This is a genomic window from Pacificimonas sp. ICDLI1SI03 (genome assembly GCF_054740865.1).
The window spans coordinates 40,365-58,070 of record NZ_JBSQAU010000001.1 but is presented as its reverse complement, the minus strand read 5'-3'; the positions used below and the strand labels follow the sequence as shown (position 1 = coordinate 58,070).

The 17,706-nt window shown below is 59.9% G+C and carries 10 protein-coding genes; 5 read left to right on the top strand and 5 right to left on the bottom strand.

Annotated features, from left to right (window positions below; all coding sequences use genetic code 11):
• Positions 1 to 20: 20 nt before the first annotated feature.
• The gene (locus tag ACSMXM_RS00245; RefSeq protein WP_460312906.1) at positions 21 to 677 is read left to right on the top strand and encodes a TetR/AcrR family transcriptional regulator; all 657 of its coding nucleotides are present in this window, start codon (positions 21 to 23) and stop codon (positions 675 to 677) included.
• Between the two features lie 3 nt (positions 678 to 680).
• On the opposite strand, the gene ACSMXM_RS00240 is transcribed toward ACSMXM_RS00245, so the two are convergent.
• The 5 genes from ACSMXM_RS00240 to ACSMXM_RS00220 all read right to left on the bottom strand — a co-directional run bounded on the left by ACSMXM_RS00240 (position 681) and on the right by ACSMXM_RS00220 (position 6,217).
• Complete coding sequence (locus tag ACSMXM_RS00240) at positions 681 to 2,870, bottom strand: TonB-dependent receptor (protein WP_460312904.1); 2,190 nt, start codon at positions 2,868 to 2,870, stop codon at positions 681 to 683.
• Between the two features lie 34 nt (positions 2,871 to 2,904).
• Positions 2,905 to 3,114 carry a hypothetical protein gene (locus ACSMXM_RS00235; RefSeq protein WP_460312902.1) on the bottom strand — a complete coding sequence of 70 codons (210 nt, stop codon included), beginning with the start codon at positions 3,112 to 3,114 and terminating at the stop codon, positions 2,905 to 2,907.
• Positions 3,111 to 4,277, bottom strand: coding sequence for a PepSY-associated TM helix domain-containing protein (locus ACSMXM_RS00230; protein ID WP_460312901.1), 1,167 nt, complete (start codon positions 4,275 to 4,277; stop codon positions 3,111 to 3,113). Before ACSMXM_RS00230 ends, ACSMXM_RS00235 begins: the two co-directional genes overlap by 4 nt.
• Before the next feature lie 277 nt (positions 4,278 to 4,554).
• Positions 4,555 to 5,727, bottom strand: coding sequence for a pyridoxal phosphate-dependent aminotransferase (locus ACSMXM_RS00225; protein WP_460312899.1), 1,173 nt, complete (start codon positions 5,725 to 5,727; stop codon positions 4,555 to 4,557).
• Positions 5,728 to 5,917: 190 nt separating this feature from the next.
• The gene (locus tag ACSMXM_RS00220; RefSeq protein WP_460312897.1) at positions 5,918 to 6,217 is read right to left on the bottom strand and encodes a response regulator transcription factor; all 300 of its coding nucleotides are present in this window, start codon (positions 6,215 to 6,217) and stop codon (positions 5,918 to 5,920) included.
• Between the two features lie 306 nt (positions 6,218 to 6,523).
• Here ACSMXM_RS00220 and ACSMXM_RS00215 point away from each other — a divergent pair, with 306 nt between their 5' ends.
• The 4 genes from ACSMXM_RS00215 (at position 6,524) to ACSMXM_RS00200 (ending at position 17,619) form a co-directional block, all read left to right on the top strand.
• A complete protein-coding gene (locus ACSMXM_RS00215) occupies positions 6,524 to 7,837 on the top strand; it encodes a surface lipoprotein assembly modifier (protein WP_460312896.1) in 1,314 nt (437 codons plus the stop codon).
• Positions 7,838 to 7,851: 14 nt separating this feature from the next.
• Entirely contained in the window at positions 7,852 to 12,705 is a 4,854-nt protein-coding gene (locus ACSMXM_RS00210; protein ID WP_460312894.1) for a beta strand repeat-containing protein, read from the top strand.
• A 256-nt stretch (positions 12,706 to 12,961) separates the two neighbouring features.
• Positions 12,962 to 14,755, top strand: a complete 1,794-nt coding sequence (locus ACSMXM_RS00205; protein WP_460312892.1) for a DUF885 domain-containing protein — start codon at positions 12,962 to 12,964, stop codon at positions 14,753 to 14,755.
• A 293-nt stretch (positions 14,756 to 15,048) separates the two neighbouring features.
• Positions 15,049 to 17,619, top strand: a complete 2,571-nt coding sequence (locus ACSMXM_RS00200; RefSeq protein ID WP_460312890.1) for a M14 family zinc carboxypeptidase — start codon at positions 15,049 to 15,051, stop codon at positions 17,617 to 17,619.
• The last annotated feature ends 87 nt before the right edge of the window (positions 17,620 to 17,706 follow it).

Here is a 17,706-nt window from a genome sequence, read left to right as displayed (position 1 = left end):
GATCCATGGCTGGTGTGCGCATGAAAAAAAGCGCCCGGCGGGAGCTGATCCTCGCCGCGGCACGGCGCCTGTTCGCCATGCATGGCTATAATTCGACCACAACGCAGCAGATCGCGCGCGCGGCGGGAATATCGGAGGGGCTGCTGTACCAGCATTTCACGTCGAAGCTGGCGCTGTACCGGGCGGTGCTGAAGACCCTTATTCGAGAGCAGAATGCAATCTACAACAGGGTTGGCCTGCCGGAACCCAGCGCCGCCGGCCTGATCGCCATGGTCGATCGATATCTTCGGGACTGTCTGGCATCGGAATCGTCGGGCGCGCTACAGGAGACGCGGCTGCGACTTGCCAGCATGGCCGGGGAAGGCAGCTATGCCGCCCTGATATACCGCCGCGCTCAGCGACTCGCCCGCGAGTCAGTTGCCGATGCACTTCACGCTGCGCGCAATACGCAGGATTTGCGCGACCACGCACCCAGTGCGGAAAATGCGGTTATGTTCCTGGAACATGTCGGCACGATGATAACCGGCGTCTGCTCCTTGCCAGGGACCAGACAGCCCTATGCAAAGGAACCAGCGGACCTCTTGAGTGAGGCGCTATGGTATTGCTGCCGCGGAATGGGGCTGCGGGACGGGGCGATCGAGCAATATCTTCAAAACAGAGGCTCGACCGCCCGCTAACCGCTAGAAATCGATGGAAGCAGAGGCCTTGAACGTGCGGGGAGCGCCCTGCAGCAGGTCTGGCCGGAACGTGTCGAAAGCCGAAGCCCAATAGCGCTTGTTCGCGACATTATCGACGTTGAAGCGCAGTGTCAGCGGCCGGTCACCCACGACAGCGACATAGCGTGCGCCGATGTCGAACCGCGTCCAATCGTCCAGGAACAGTGTATTGGTGATATTGGCGGGCTGCTCACCCGTATGGACGACCCGCCCGGTCAGCGTCAGTTGTGGCGCGAAGGGCATATCCCATTCGACATTGGCATTTAGCAAATATTCGGGGACGCCGACCGCCTGATTGCCTTCGTTCGCACCACCTTGAGTATTGCGCAATTTGGCGTCGATGACAGACCCGCCAGCGATCAGCCGCAGTCCTTCGCTCAGTTCGCCTGCAACGCTCAGTTCGATGCCGCGATTACGCTGCACACCGAAGGGCCCGAATTCCAGCAGACCCGGTTGGTCCGTATCCTCCCGCAGGATGGCCGTCTCCCGGTCGATCTGGAACAGCGCCAGACTGGCGCTGATTGTACCGAACGCCAGCTTTCCGCCGATCTCGTATTGTTCGGACGTATAGGGCGACAGGAATTCGCCGCCATTGCTGACCTGCAGCGGATCGCCGCCCGACGGATTGGCGCCCGTCAGCGGCGCGAGCTGACCCTGTACGAGGGCCTCGATCCGATTGGCGTAGAGAGAAAGCCCGTCCACCGGCTTTACGACCAGACCGAAAACGGGTGTCAGATCATGCTCGTCATATTCGGTATCGAGTTCGGTGGTGAAGGCCGAGTAGGATTTTATGTTGATCTCCTGCAGGCGAACGCCCGCAGTGAAAAGAACCCGGTCATTCAGAAATCCAACCGTGTCGGAAAGAAAGGCGCTGGCCAGACGCGTCCGCGACACCGGAAACGGGTCGTCAAGATCGCCGCCAGCAAAGCTGATGCTGTCCGGCTGCGCGACGACCACCGGATCGTAAATATTGTTCAGATCCGGCGACACGGAATAAAATTCATACGCATTTCGATTGACCAGCCAGTTCATCGAACCGCCCAGATTGATCTGATGGCTGATTCCGCCGGTCTGAACCTTTGCGCGAATACCTGCGAGTGCCGCCTCATTATTGTCGGTGCGCGGGATGTAGGAGCCGCTGACCGTCGCGTCGCCCGTCGCAGGATCGGTCAGCGTCAGCGTGCTGTAGAATCCCTTTTCCGAACCATCACGCGCACCAAGCGAGGCGTAGGCCATCACATCCTCAGTCAAATCGTATTCGACGCGCAATTGGCCGAAAATGTCGCGCAGATTGGTATATTGCCAGGGTTGGCCGTAATTCTCTTCCGCATCCGGCACATCGGGAACAACGCCCGACACCGTCAGCTTTGGCCGCAGCCGCTGCACACGCACCCTTTGCCAGGCAAGGTCCAGCGATACGCGAAGCGGACCGGAATCATAATCGACCGCGCCACCAAGAACATAGGTGCTGCGAAATTCGTCATCTATCGCGACATCGCCGCGACGGGCCGCGCCGTTCAGGCGGATCCCCCATTCTCCCCCCGCGCCATAGCGGCGCCCGACATCAAAGCTGCCGCCCAGATGTTCGGACGAGGTATAGCCAATCGTCGCGCGGCTGACGTCCACATCGCCTGCACGCTTGGGAATCAAATTGACGCTGCCGCCAATGCCAGAGCCGCCCGGCGCCGCCCCGTTCAGGAAGGCACTGGCGCCGTTCAGCACCTGCACGGACTCATAGAGCTCCGGCGCTACAAGTTGGCGGGGCAACACCCCATACAGGCCGTCAAAGCCCAGATCGTCGCCGGCAAGCGAGAAGCCGCGAATGACAAACTGCTCTGCCGCATTGCCAAAGCCATAGCTGGTGCGGATCGTCGGGTCGTTTTCCAGCACCTGACCCAAGGTCTGCGGCTGCTGGTTTAGGATCAGCGCCGAATTATAGCTTCTGATACTGAACGGCACATTCTCTGCCGGCTGGTCGCCCAGCACACCGACGCTGCCCCCCTGCCGAACGCCTGTCTGATTGCTGCGCTGTGCGGTGACGATTATCTCCTCGTCACTGGATGCCGCCTCCTGTGCGGCAACAGAGGTTGCTATGGCGATAGAGGAGGCGCCGGCGGCGATCGCAAACAGTCTCAGCGTGGGTACGTAGGTCAATTGTCGGGCCTTTTCAGGTGTGGTGTGGAATTTATCAGGATCGGCGGGAGCGCATGGCCCATGCCACCGCGGCAACCGGCGCGGCGAGGGAGAGCCAGGACAGGGCATCCCGTCCGCCATCGCCCGTCAGTGCACTGACCAGTCCGACGATGCCCAGCACGCCAATCGCAAGCGGCCAGGCAAAGACCTTGCGAAGCGGCAGGCGCGGCTTCTGCGGCTGGAATATGCGATGCGGCACGGTCATTCGGCGGCCACTGCCATTTGTTCGATACGGCGAAGATGCGCCTTGGAGCTGACAGACCCCCTCGCCAGCCATAAATAAAGGCCGCTGCCCAGAACGATCATCGTGAATATGGTCAGGACTGCCCAAAGGATCTTGAGAGGCAGTCCGCCATAATCGCCGAAATGCAACGGACGGGACAGCGATAGCACCTGATAATACCAGGGCATGGCGCGCGCGTCGGTGAACGCCCCCGTCTCTGCATCGATCAGCGCGGGGGTCAGCAGCCACTCCGTAAGCGGCGTGTTCCCCTGAAAGAACACCGCATAATGGTGTTTCGAGCTGAATGCGCCGCTGGGAAAGGCGATGAATTGTGGATTATTGCCGGGTATCGCCGCCCGCGCGCGCGACATTGCGACATCCAGAGAGCTATAAAGAGACGGATCAAGCGCCTCTCGGCCAGCATATTCGCGTGTCATGTCGGTCAGCTCGTTCATCTGCCACAGCTGGTTGATCGGCGTGGAAAGCGCATTGATCACCCCGGTAACACCGACCACGCTCATCCACGCCAGCGCGACGATGCCCAGCAGATTGTGATAGTCCAGCCACTTCACGCGCGAACTGCGCGACACACGCAGGGTGCCGAATTCCAGCTTTCGCATGAACGGCGCATATAGCACGACGCCCGAAACGATGGCGGCGGTGAACAGCGCGCCCATCAGCCCCAGAAACAACATACCCGGCAATCCCAGGAACATATCCGTATGCAATTGCAGCAGGAAATGCATTACCCCGCCCTCGCCTTCCGCCTCCACGCCGATCTGTCGGCCGGTTGACCGGTCAAAGGACTGGATCGTCATGTCAACGGCCGGGGAATCAGGACGCGGCGCCGTGGTGATTGTCATGGACGGCTGATCATTGTCGAATGCCATGTAGACAGGCACCTCACCCGGCCGGTTGGCAAGCGCACGGCCCAGCATCTCGTCCAGAGACAACAACCCGTCCGCCGTTCCGGACGACCCGACACCGGGCATGCCGAACGCAGGCGGCGTCCCCGTCAGTTCGTCAATCTCTCCATGAAAAATCAGCGGCAGGCCGGTAATGCACAGCATCAGGAGGAACGCCGTGCAGATCAGGCTGGTCCACTTGTGAACCAGATACCACCCGCGAATCGCGCCCCTCGTCAAATGCCCACACCCTGTTGCGAAAGATTATCATTAGCGCCCTAAAGGCGTCTGTCACGATACGCAAGAGAAGATGCACGAAGGGATGAATGAGCCAGCTGCCCTACGCAGCGCACAGATAGTAGAAGAATTGCTGGAACAGAGCGGCGTGGGGGTGGGGGGCGGACGGTCTTGTTGCTCCCTCCGGAGGGGCACCTGCGCACATGATTTGAATCGAAGGCCCGCTCCATTGGAGCGGGCCATCAGCCGCATGGCAAATTACGTCGCGAAACAGGCGTTTCTATTGCTTATCCCCGGGCGCTCGATATCCCGCCTGCTGGGGCATCCATTTGGTCAGCCTTTCACAGGCTTCCGCGGCCAGTTCAGTCGTTACGGCATAGCTGAACCGTATGAAGCGGCGTCCATGTTCCGGATCGAAATCCAGTCCCGGGGCGGTGGCGATTCCCGTTTCCGCCAGCAACTTCTTACAGAACGCCAAACTGTCGTCGGTCATGTGGGCGATCGATGCATAGACATAAAATGCCCCATCAGAGGGCGCGATGTCGGTGATACCAAGTTGCTCAAGCGTCTCGATAAGCAGGGTGCGGTTACGGCGATAGACCTCCACTCTCTTGTCCAACTCGTCGGTGCAGTCGAACGCTGCCAATGCGGCATGCTGGCTGAGGGCGGGGGGGGTCAAAAGGAGGTTGCCGGCGCGCGCGCGGGCGGCCGCGACGAATTTCTGCGGACATATCAGCCAACCGAGGCGCCATCCGGGCATTCCATAATATTTTGAGAAGCTGTTGACGATGAACGCGTCGCGGTCGTGCGTCAGCATCGACTGCGTTTCGATCTCATAGCTCAGGCGATGATAGATTTCGTCTGAGATGATTTGAACATTTCTTTCCCGGCACGCCGCCGCGATGTCGGCGAGTTCCGCCGGAGGAATGATAGTTCCGGTTGGATTGGCGGGGCTGGCGACGATCAGCCCGTCGGGCGCGTCGGCGGCGTCGCGGATATGGCGGGCGTTGATCTGAAACCGGTCCTCTGCAACGCAGGCAATTTCAACGGGGTTCATGTGGAGCGCTCGCAACGAGTTGCGATAGGCCACATATCCCGGGCGTGCCGTCATCACCCGGCTTCCGACGTCAAACGCGCTGAGAAGCGCCAGCACCAACGCCGGCGACGCTCCGCATGTAAGCAGGACCTGCTGCGGTTGCACATCGACGTCATATTCATCCTGATAATGTTTCGCGATCCGCTGGCGCAGCGGCATGCTTTCCCAATATCCCATGTCGCCGCCGCCCATCGCGCCGCGTGCAGCCTCGATCGCGCCCGCCGGCGCGCCTTCGGAAGGCTGACCGAATTCCATGTGAATCACGGATGCACCTTGTGCGCGCAATTCATGGGCAAGCTGGCTCACCTCTATGGCGCGGAAGGGATCAATACCCTTTGTGTCGCTACTGATGTTCATGGTCACATGTCCAAGTTTGATGGGCCGCAGGCCGCTCGCCCATTTACTGGCGCTGCCCGACCCCGATGGGTGAGATGATTGGTCCGCCCCCAGTTGGAAAGCGGCGCAGCGGGCGCTGCGGTCAAGATCTTTGCTGCCCTTATCCTTTAGGCCAGCCGTAAGGCTAGCCCGCCGATGCAGCAGAACGCCCTCAGGTCAGATTGCGTCGCTGGGCCTCGATAGCGACCTCCGCGCGCGAGGAAACGTCCAGCTTGCGGTAGATCGATTTCAGATGGTCCCGCACCGTATGTGCGCTGATCTGAAGCTGTTCTGCAACTTCACGAGCACGAAGGCCCCGTCCCACCAATGACAGAACTTCACGTTCGCGGCCGGTGAGCGGGTCCTCGGCGGGATCGTGGACAGGGCGAAAGCGAGCGAGCATCATCCTGGCGATGGCGGGCGACAGCGAAGGCTCCCCCGCCATGAGGCGTTCGATGCGAAAATGCAGCATGTCGGGTTCGGCATCTTTGATGAGATACCCGTCGGCCCCCGCTGCCAGCGTTGCCTCGACGCTGGCTGCTACGCGCGAAGTTTGGCATCATGGTCCATTACGGGAAAAAAACGACGGTGGAGCCTTCCGCCTCACTCGTCAAGATTGGTAAGCCTTGGTGCGCGCTCCTTCGAAGAAGAGATCGTTACTCGACCGCCAATCAACCTAATGCTTGTCCATCCCCTGAACGCGGGATGGTCCCCCCAGGCGCATCTTCCTAACCCCCGAGCCGGTGATCCAGTCTCCGATCAGGAAGGATGTTCTCGCTTGTTCAATAAGTCATTTTTGCTGTCGGCCGGATGTGTTCTGGCCGCTACAAGCGCCGCGCAGGCGGAAGTCGATAATCTGGTCAGTCAGGCGCTGGACCTTCATTCCAAACAGCAAGCAGACGCAGCATATCAGCTGCTGGAGCCTGCGCTGGAGCAACGGAGCACGGACCCGGATTATAATTACATCCTGGGCCTCGCGGCCGCGGATTCCGGGCATGTGGCAGAGGCAATCATGGCCTTTCAACGTGTCCTGGCGACCAACCCGAACCATGCGCAGGCCCGTGCGGAGCTGGCCCGCACCTATGCCATGGCGGGCGACATAGACACGGCGCGTGAACAGTTCGACACCGTGGTGAACGACCCCAGCCTGCCCGATCCGGTGCGTCAGCGTTTCGACAGGATCGTGCGCAACTATGACCGGCAAATCGCGGGCGGCGGCAGCTCGGTCAGCGGCTTTGTCGACGCAGCAGGCGGATATGACAGTAATATCAACGGTGCCACCGATGCCGACACCATTGTCATTCCGCTGTTCGCTGCCTTCGGACCCGGTGCGCTGGGCGCCGCAGCGCGAGAACAGGACAAGGCTTTTTACGAAGTTCTGGCTGGCGTGTCCGGTGTCACGGCGGTTTCACGCCAGACACGGCTATTTGCCTCCCTGCTCGGCAATTGGCGCGACAATATCGACAGCAGTGCATTCGATCAGTCAGCAATCACCGGCACGGGTGGCGTGGGGCATACTCTCGCCAATCGCGACGTGATTTCCTTTTCGCTTCAGGGTCAGCAATTCTGGCTGGGTCAGGACAGTTTCCGGCAGAGCTACGGCGCAATCGGGCAGTACACCACCCGGCTGAAAAGCGGCGAGGCATTGAGTGTGTCGGCGGAAGCCTTCCGGTTGAATTTCGACAATGATCCCCTGCGCGACGCGAATCGCTACGGTCTGGGCGTTTCATATGCGGCGCGCACGACGATCGTATCGCTGACCGGCGGTCATGAAGAGACGCGACGCGGCGCCGGCGATCACCTCTCCTTCGACTATCTTCGCCTGAATTTCGGCATTGAGCAGCCGGTGGGCACCAACGTGTCCGTTATTACGGGCGTCGGTGGACAAGTGCGCCGGCACGATGCTGCGGACCCCCTGTTCCTCGGAAAACGCAAGGATGAGCAGGTCGACCTGTCCGCAGGACTGAAGTTCCGCATAGCAGAAAATATCTATGCGCGCCCGCGCGTTACCTACACCCGCAACTGGAGCAATTTGGCGCTCTACGACTATGAGCGCGCGACCGTCAGCGTCGGCGTCCGGCACGAATTCTGATTTGGAGAGACCTGATGTTCAACAAGGCAATACTGCTCACCACGGCTTCGCTCCTTACCTTCGCCCAACCGGCAGAGGCGGCACGCTACGTATTCGGGCAATCGGGCCCGGTGCCTGAAAATGCATGGCAAACGCGCGAAACGGGCGTCACCCAGATACGATTTGACGATGGCGCAATCGTCAGTCTGGTGGGAAAATCGCGCTTCCTGCTTACCGGCGCCGAGGTCACGATCTCCGAAGGCGCCGTAACCGTCATGTCGCGTGGCGAAAATCCCATCACGCTTCGTTTCGAAGGGAACGGCGCTGCCACCGTCCAGGGGGCTGCGAGCCTGATCGTTCAGGGCGATGGGGTGCGGGGTCATGTCCTGCAAGGGGCGATGACTGTGGCCGCAAACGGTAGCGAGCAAAGCTTTGACCTCGGTTCGGCATGGAGCATGGCCGCCAATGGTACGGCATCGCGCGTATACGCCAATCCGGCGCAGCCCGCCCCGACCGCAACCGTTGCTTCGCTGAAGCGAGAGGGCATCAAGGCTGCCGCGGAAAATGGTCTGCCCGTAACGCTGGGCTTCGCGTTGAACGCAATTGGCGCTGCGGGCGACGTCCAGCAGGCAGCACGCGCGATAGATGCCCGCGCATTCAACACGGCCCTGGGTTCCCTGCCGTCGGGCGATGTGGAGCGATTGCTGGCCTATTCGAACCGCCTGGTGGCCGCGCTCGCCACGGCGCGGACCGGCGATACCGCGTCGCTGTCATCCCCCCTGATAAATGCCTATCTTCGTTTTCTGGCAAATGACGGTGCGGCAGCGGAATTCCAGAATTCCTACAATGCCATACTAACTCAGTACCTCCAATTACTGGCCGCCGGCGGATCTCCTTCCAGCTTTGCAGGCGCCGATCTGGCCTCGGTAAACGCTTATCTGCAGTATCTGCAGAATAGCGGTATGTTGGAACAGATCACGGGCATTCAGCCCGCTCTCGTGACGGCATATCTTGATTACCTCGCCGGCGGCGGAAACCCCGCCGGCTTCTATTACGGCGAGGGCATCGATTCAGAACTGCTCAGCCAATATGCAGATATCATCTCGGCATATCTAACCTACCTTGTACAAGGCGGGGACATCGCAGCTTATGACGGCGCCACCTCCGCCCAGATCGCTGCCTATCTTTCCGCGCTAGAAAGCTCGGGACTGCTAGACAGTTTGTTCGCCACCCAGGCATCCGCCCTGCGGGCCTATCTTGCCTTTCTGGACGACGGCGGTGTCCCCAGCGAATTCTCCGGCTTTGATGGGCTGAACCCCGGACTTTCCGATGCCCTCGCTCAGCAATATGCGTCGGCCCTGGAGGCCTTCATCGCATATATTCAGGACGGCGGACTACCCAGCGAATATGGAGCGCTTTCACAGCAATTATTGCTCAGCTACCTCCAGGCGCTCAGCGATGCAGGCCTGCTGGACCAACTCGCCGGCGATCAGGCGGATTTTCTTGGCCGCTATCTCGCCTTCCTGAACGATGGCGGCGACATCGACGCATTTCCCGATCTTCCTGCAGGACCGAGCAGTGCGGAGCAGCTGGCGATCGTCGACGGTTTCCTCGCTCATATCAAGGCCAATGGCCTGCCGAGCGGCTACACTGCTGCGGATTTTGAAGCTTTGCGTAGCTATTTCGACAATAGCGTCAGCCTGGCCCTCCAACAGGCTGGGCGGACCGAGGATAGCACCCTTCTCAATACATATTTCAACTATGTGCGGTTCAGTAATGCAGATGCCGACGCCTTCCCAGGCCTGCCTGCGCTAGGGGGCACAGTGGCCATCTACGCCACCGCGCAATCGCTGAACCGCCCGCTGGACGCCAGCACCGGTGCTGTCAGCACGGGTGGTTATAACGGTCCGCTCGTCCTGGATGCGGAGGGCGCGCCGGTCTACATCTCTAACGATGTGCTGGTCCGTGGTCCTGTCGTTGCGGAGCGGATCGAAGGTACGCATACGGTCTCCACCCGCGTCTATGGCGATCGCTTCACGCAGAACGGCCAGGGCTTCGCCCTCGGGGAGGATCAGGGGCTGCATTTCACAACCGCAGCGCCGGTCACGAACGTGCCGGCAGATGCGACGATCAATTACGTCCTCGACAGCGCCACCAACCCGACCTTCAACGACGGCTCCTCCGCACCGGGTACGTTCAGTGCGGACATCGCCGTAAAATATTCCGGGTCACAGGCACGAATGGCCGCAGAGGGAAGCGTCGTCATGCCGGGCGACACGACCTATACCTTTGCAACGCCAGGTGGCATCGAAGGTCTAGAAAGCCTCACCGGCTCATTCTCTGTCTCTCCCGACTGGTACCCACTTCAGCAGAATGCCGACCTGACCGGTACAGGCAAAGCCTGCGTGTCTGGCGCATCGGGATGCCAGCTTTATCTGGGCGCCACCCCGGCTGGCGACGGAGCCAACGCGCTCGTGCTGGCCTATGGCTCGCGTAATGGCGGCGATGGCAGCATCGGGTTCACCGGCTCGGCAGGCTTTGTGGCGGATACGGGTGGCGACAATGGCGGAAATAATGGCAGCGCTGGCCAAGTCTACGCATTGAACGCGACCTCATACCAGGCGGCAATCTATTCACGCAACGGATTTCGGTTCGCCGACGTGACGTCTTATACCGGATCAAGCGAACTGGCGGATGATGGTGCCATTGCGACGGTAACGCGCGCTGGCTCAGCCGTCTTCGATCGCGGCACAATGTCCCTCGTCGACCAACTGGGGGATGAGGACATTCTGCTAAGTCGTTACGGGGCTGGCACGTACTCCTCTTACGGTTCGCAAAACACCGTAGACGGCACGTATCACGACCTGGTCACAGTGGCGAAAATAGCTCCTGTTCTGCCAGTAAGCGGCACGGCCACCTACACACTGACAGGCGGCTTCGCCCCGCAGACGACCACCGGGCTGACCGACACCAGCTTCGATCTCAGCCTCGCACTTTCCTTCGGCTACACGCCGCGTATCGCCGCAGAAGGTGTACTCGGCCTCGATACGACTTACACCTTTTCAACTCCCGGCGGGCTGGCCGCCGTTGCCACGGACGGCGTGCCCATGACGGGCTCAGGATATTTAATCTTTGCGCCATTCACATCCGGCACAGGTGATTTCTGTGCATCTGGCGCATCATGCAACGTCCGCCTTAATGCCCTGTTTTCTGAGGATTTCAGTAAGAGTGCGGGGTCATTCCGTACTCTTGGTTCGCCGGATGTAGCCACCGGCATATACCGGCTGGAGACAGACGACCTAGCCAATCTGTCGTTCGACGGCGGGGCGGGCGTTACATCCGGCACGCTGAACGCTCCTTTCGCCCATGCTTCTTTCCTGCCGCTGACGGTAGATGGCGGCGGCAGTAATATTGTGCGTCGTATAAGCTCCATTGCTGCCGTCTATGGCGGAACCTTTGATAGCCGGGGCCTGGTGTCGCTCGCGAACGACACCTCCATTCCGAATGCGAATGGGCTTGTCTATATTGACCGCGGCACGTTGCAGACGGCGGACCTTGCCGGTGATGAGGACTGGCAGGTTGGCCGTTATACTGGCGGCCTTCTCGAAGGGCGGGGCACCATCTATGGTGCGGACAACGGCTTCAGCTATGCGCTGATTGGGCCGCTGACCAATATGCCGGACAGCGGTACGATTACCTATGCGCTGAAGGGTGCCACAAAGCCGGTATATTCCAATGAAGGAACGGCACCGGGCACTTTCGCCGGCGCGATGGCGGTGAAATTCGGGTCCACGCCACGCGTGGGCGTGGATGCGACCGTCACAATGCCCGATGCGACGTACAGTTTCCAAACACAGGGCGGCACGGCCAATCCCGTCGGGGGTCTCAACCTGACCAATAGAGAAAATGAGGATCGCCCACAGTTGTATTTCGCTGGCGATCTGCCGGTAACGGTGAGTGCGGATGGTGTGACCTGCTCTATCGGCAGTTCCTGCGATGCCAGCATTACGGGCAATGTCGGCGGTGCCGATGGCCGCTGGGCATCGCTGGGCTATATAGTCTTTGCAGATACTGCGGGCGGCATCCCCGCCCTTTCAGGCAGCGCGGTTTTCGAAGGCGGTGCCCTGGTGCCCGAGGCTCCGCCGCTAGAGGGGACTGCGGTGGCAAACCAGATTACCGCCTACGCATCCTCCATCATCGGCATCGACCGGCGTCAACCAACCACGGTCACCTATGAAGATGTGTCAGGCGCCCCGATCGGCTACAGCTTCTCCCAACCCGATGAAGAACCGACCATCGGCTCGGCTACGCTGAATGAAGCAGGCGGCGTTGCGGGGATCATCGGATGGGGACGCTGGGCCGGCGGCACAACGGGCGGCAACTATTACCAGCTCGGCACGGCGGATCTGCCGGTCAACGGCGGCTGGCATGTCGTTTCCGGCGAACCGGCCCGCAATCTGCCCACGTCCGGTTCCGCCACCTATGCCCTGATCGGGGCAACGGACCCGACGATCCGCGATGGTTCCCTCGCTCCCGGCAGCGTAACGGGCTCGGCAGCAGTCGCGTTTGGCGCAACCCCGCGCGTTGGCGTGGATCTGAGCGTCACTATCGGCGGGTCAACCTATGGCATCTCCACCGCCGGTGGTTCCGCAAATCCGGCAGGCGGGATGGAGGTCGGGACCAGCGGCAATGCTAATATGACGTTCCAGGATTATAATCTGACGGCCACCGGCACCGGACCTGTGTGCGGTGGAAGCGGCAATTGCGGCGCGATCTTCACCGGCTTCCTGGCGGGCGATGGTGCAAGCCATATCGGCATGTCCTACACCTTTGGGAATTCCGGCTTTGACACCCAGGTCGATGGCGGGGTGGTGTTCGGCAAAAACTAGGACTTCGGGTAACAGCGGCGTTCAGGTCCGGTCATGGTGCGCCACGGCGACTGAGCGCCGCTGCGATTGGTGCAGGCGAGGCTTCCCTCAGCAATAGCTGAATTGATTCAATTGGCTTTTTTCCAATAGCGGTCTTGCGCCGTCTTTAAATTCGATTAGCCACTAGCCGGACGGAGCGCCCACGCAGCAACAAGCGCAGCGATCTGCCGTTTTGCGCGCCGATGCTGATCCATGGGGGACCGGCAAAGGAGACAGAATGAACCCGGCTTTTGCAATTTTGACCGCAGCATTGCTGACAGGGGCGTCGGCAGTCCAGGCGAGCATTCAGGAACCGAACCAGAATAGTGCGATTGGCGCACCTGATTCCACGAGCGCAGATGGACGTTTACGGGCTCTCTACGAAGCGGACTGGCGGTGGCAGCTGCAGGAATTTGACCGCATCGAAGAGGCCGATGGCAGCACGTCGCCGGGCGCTTCCCTGCCCTCCGCGACGCCGGCGGCGCAGGCGCGCCGTACCGAGCATGCAAGACGAATGCTGAGGGCCCTCGACACCATTCCGGCGCAGCAACTGTCGCAAAGCGAACAAACAAACGCTGCTGTTTTCCGTACCTTGCAGGAAGAGGCGATCGGCGATGCGAAGTTCCGCGAATGGGAGATGCCGTTCGACAGTGACAGCTCTTTCTGGAGTTACCTGAACGCCCGCACCGGCTTCGACACTGCCGAAGAATATGAACGCTATATTTCCCGCATGCGCGACATTCCGCGTTATTTTGACGAGCAGATCGCCAATATGCGCGCCGGCCTGCAGCGAGGTTTCAGCGTTCCGCGTGTGACATTGGAGGGGCGCGACGCGTCGGTGGAACCCTATACCGCCACCACTGCAGAGGAGAATCCGTTCTGGGCAGCCTTCGCGGACATGCCGGCACGTATTTCGGTAACAGAGCAGGAGCGCCTGCGCGAAGAGGCGCGTACCGCGATCCGGGAAGCCGTGGCGCCGTCATATGCACAGCTTCTGCGTTTCCTGCGGCAGGAGTATCTGCCCAATACGCGCACCGATCTGGCCGCCGAGAAGATGCCGGAGGGGCCATCCTATTACCAGCAGCAGATCCGCCAGTACACGACGCTGGACCTGACCGCAGAGGAGATCCACGCGACCGGCCTGAAAGAAGTCTCGCGCATCGAGGCGGAGATGCGGGCGATCATGGACGAGGTAGGGTTTGAGGGGACGTTGAAGGAGTTCAATGCGTCCCTACGCACAGATCCCCGCTTCATCGCCGATACGCCCGATGAGTTGATGGGGGTTTCTGCATACACAGCCAAACGTGTCGACGGAAAGATCGCGGACTATTTCGGCTTTCTGCCGCGATTTCGCTTCACGATCCGTCCCGTACCCGACGCCATTGCGCCGTTTTACACAGCCGGTCGCGGCGGGCTGGAAGCCTGCCTGATGAATACGCACGACCTGTCATCGCGCCCGCTTTATAATATCCCCGCGCTGACGCTGCATGAATGCTCGCCCGGCCATAGTTTTCAGGCGGCCTTCGCACTGGAGCAGAAGGAGGCGCCGAAATTCCGCCGTCAGACCTATTTTTCCGGCTTTGGAGAAGGGTGGGGCCTCTACACGGAATATTTAGGGCGGGAGATGGGCATTTACCGCACCCCCTATGAACGTTTCGGTCAGCTATCCTACGAAATGTGGCGCGCCGCGCGCCTCGTGATCGATACCGGTGTCCACCATTATGACTGGGACCGCCAGCAGGCCGTGGACTATCTGGCGGACAGGACCGCCCTTTCACAGCACGAAGTCGAAACCGAGGTCGACCGCTACATAAGCTGGCCCGGTCAGGCGCTGGCCTACAAGCTGGGTGAAATGACGATACGAAAAGTGCGCGCCCGGGCGGAACAAGCGCTCGGAACGCAGTTCGACATCCGTAAATTTCATGATGTTATCCTGTCGCTCGGTTCAGTTCCCCTGCCCGTGCTCGAAACGCGCATCGACCAGTTCATAGAAGATGGCGGCGAGGACCTGTCGGGCGTGGAATATGAATAATTTCAGTCATTCGTGAATGGTGCGCCCCAGCTTCGTATGAAATTCAACGCTCCGACATGCTGTTGAACGGAGTTATCAATGCGATCCGCTCTCAGTACCGACCGGCATTTATTTCCCGTCGCGTGCGTCATTTTCACCTGAGCTGCCGCCAAGAAATAATAACCGCCCCCCGTGCCAGTTAAGACGCTCTCAGCACCCCGGCGATACCAAATTATAAAATATGCTTTCGAATATATATTTTATGCTTATAGTAACATTCGGAGACAAGGGACACGAGAGCGAGGGGGAGGTTCATGCATCCTTTTAAGCTATTGGGAACAGTGCTTTGCCTGCTGGGGGCCCAGTTGATGCCGGGCTCGGCCGCGGCGCAAGACACCTGGGTGCCGGACAGTACCTATAATCCCGATGTCCCGACGATACAGGACGTGCTCGGCTTCGAACCTCCCGAACGATTTGCGAGCTTCTACGAGACCGAGAAGTTGCTTCATCGGTGGGCCGAAACGTCTGATCGCGCCAAGCTGATCACCTATGGCGAGGATTACGAGGGCAAGAAACTCTACATGCTGATCGTCAGCAGCCCGGAAAACCTGGCGGCTTTGGACACTCATGTGGGAAACCTCGACAAGCTGGCCGATCCGCGCACTCTGGGTAGCGGCGAGCTTGAGGCCATCGTAGAAAATACGCCGGCAACAGTCATGATCTCGACCATCGATACCAGCGAGGCCTCTTCTGTCGAGGCCATGCAAATTGCCGCCTATCAATTACTCGCCGGCAATGATGCACGAACCCTGCGGATTCTCGACAATGTGCTGACCTACATCATTCCCGTCGAAAACCCATCGCCGCGGGACCGTTATGTCTCCTGGTACAATACTGTCCGCAGCCGCATTCCGAAATCCGATCCGAACGCGGCCGAACACAACCCGCCCTGGGGTGTCGGCAACGATTCCAACCATTATCAGCTCGACCCAAATCGCGACATGGTTCCGCTGCAAATGCGCGAAGGCCGGGCCAAGGTGGAACTGATCAGAAAGTGGCGGCCGGAACTCGCGCTGGACATCCACGAAATGGGCGCTGAATCAACGTTCTTTTTCCCGCCATATCCCGAACCCTATAACACCAACCTGCCCAATGACACGCTGAAGAAGTGGTGGGAAATCTACGCGCAGGACATGCGTAAACAGTTCGACGAGCGCGGTTGGCAATATTTTTCAGGCGAGTCCTTTGGTTCGCCTTTTCTCGGCATGCATACCCTCTACACCCAGTATCATGGCATGATCGGGATACTTTTCGAGCAGGCGGCTGGCAGTGGTGGCCTCGTTCTGGAGCGGAAAGATGGCTCCCTGTTAACGCTGCGCGACCGCATACAGCATCACGTCACGGGCATCATGTCCTACCTCGACACAACCGTGGCGAAGCGACCCGAATTGCATCGGGACTTTCACGAGTTTTTCAGGTCGTCAATGAACGGCGTGCCCAACGTTGAACATAAGGCCTACGCCTTTCCGCCCGACGACGATCCAAACAAAATGTCTCAGTTCATCCAAAGTCTGCTCGCCCACGGCATAGAGGTGCAGCGGACGACGGAAGCGTTCTCGGCTCCAAGAGCAAAGGGATATTATACCGAAAATACGGAACGCCGCGATTTTCCAGCGGGCACGTATCTGGTTTCTTTGCAGCAGCCGCTCAGCCGATTGGCGAACGCCGTGCTGGAGAAGGAGCCATATCACTCCATCCCGGTCTTCTACGACATCTCCGTCTGGGCGCTTCCCTATCAGTACGGGATCGACGGATACTGGATGAACGACGTGCCCCGCGTGCCGACGGAGCCCGTTGCCGAGCCGTTGCAACTGCGGGGGGAAATAGCTGGCGGCAGGGCGGGCTTTGCATATGTATGGCCCTATCGCGGCGCACTTGATGCAGCAGCGGCGTATCGCCTCGCCGAAAGCGGCGTCAGCCTTTATCTGCAGCCAGGGCCGGCCGTGCTGGACGGCACCTCCTACGATACCGCCTTCGTTGCCCCGGTGGCCGACAATGACGAATCTTTCCATGATCTTGTAAAGGCCGTCGTGGAAGAGATTCCTGTGCAGATCACAGCTGTTTCGACCGGGTATTCGCCAGAGAGTTCGGACCTCGGATCGGGCCGCGTGCAGCCTGTTGGCAAACCTGCGGTCGCGGTGCTGACCCGCGACGGCACGGATACGTCGGCGTGGGGCAGCTTTTATTTCTTCTTCGACGAAATGTACCGTCTGCCTTTCACGCCAATCACTGCCCAGCAACTCTCGGAGGCCGACCTCAGCCGGTACAATACCATCATCATCCCGGATGGCGGACAAAGCGTTCGTCGCGGGGAAATCCGTGGCAAACCCTACGAATGGTATTTCCGAGAGGAAGGCACCCAGCACCTGAAGGACTGGGTAGCGCGCGGGGGCACGCTGATCACCGTCAAGGGCGGCACCGCCTTTGCATCGGGGGAGGGCGGCCAGTTGACGAGCACGAATTCGCTGGGTCTGACGAAAGAGACGCCCGGCGCAATCGTGCGGGTCGAGGCCCGGAACCAATCGCCGCTGACCGCTGGTTATCCGTCCAGCTTCCACGTCCTTTCCAGAAACACGCGGCTGTTCTCTGCCGGCGACGCTGGCCGTTCGGTCCTTTCATATGTGGACGCGGGCGCGATGAATGTTGCGGGATATCTGCTGGACGAGGACGAGGCCAAGCTCGCCGGGACCGATTTCCTGATGACCGAAACGATAGGCAAAGGGCGGGTCATCATGTTCGCCGAGGATCCGAATTTGCGTAACCAGTGGACGCATTTGCATCAGCTGATCTTCAACGCCATCTTATTTGGGCCGTTGGTGCGATGATAACATCCAAGCGATGCGATAGAAAACACAGGGAGGAAAAGGGCCATCGCTTGAAACCAAGACGAACGGACGAGTTACGCGGCTGAC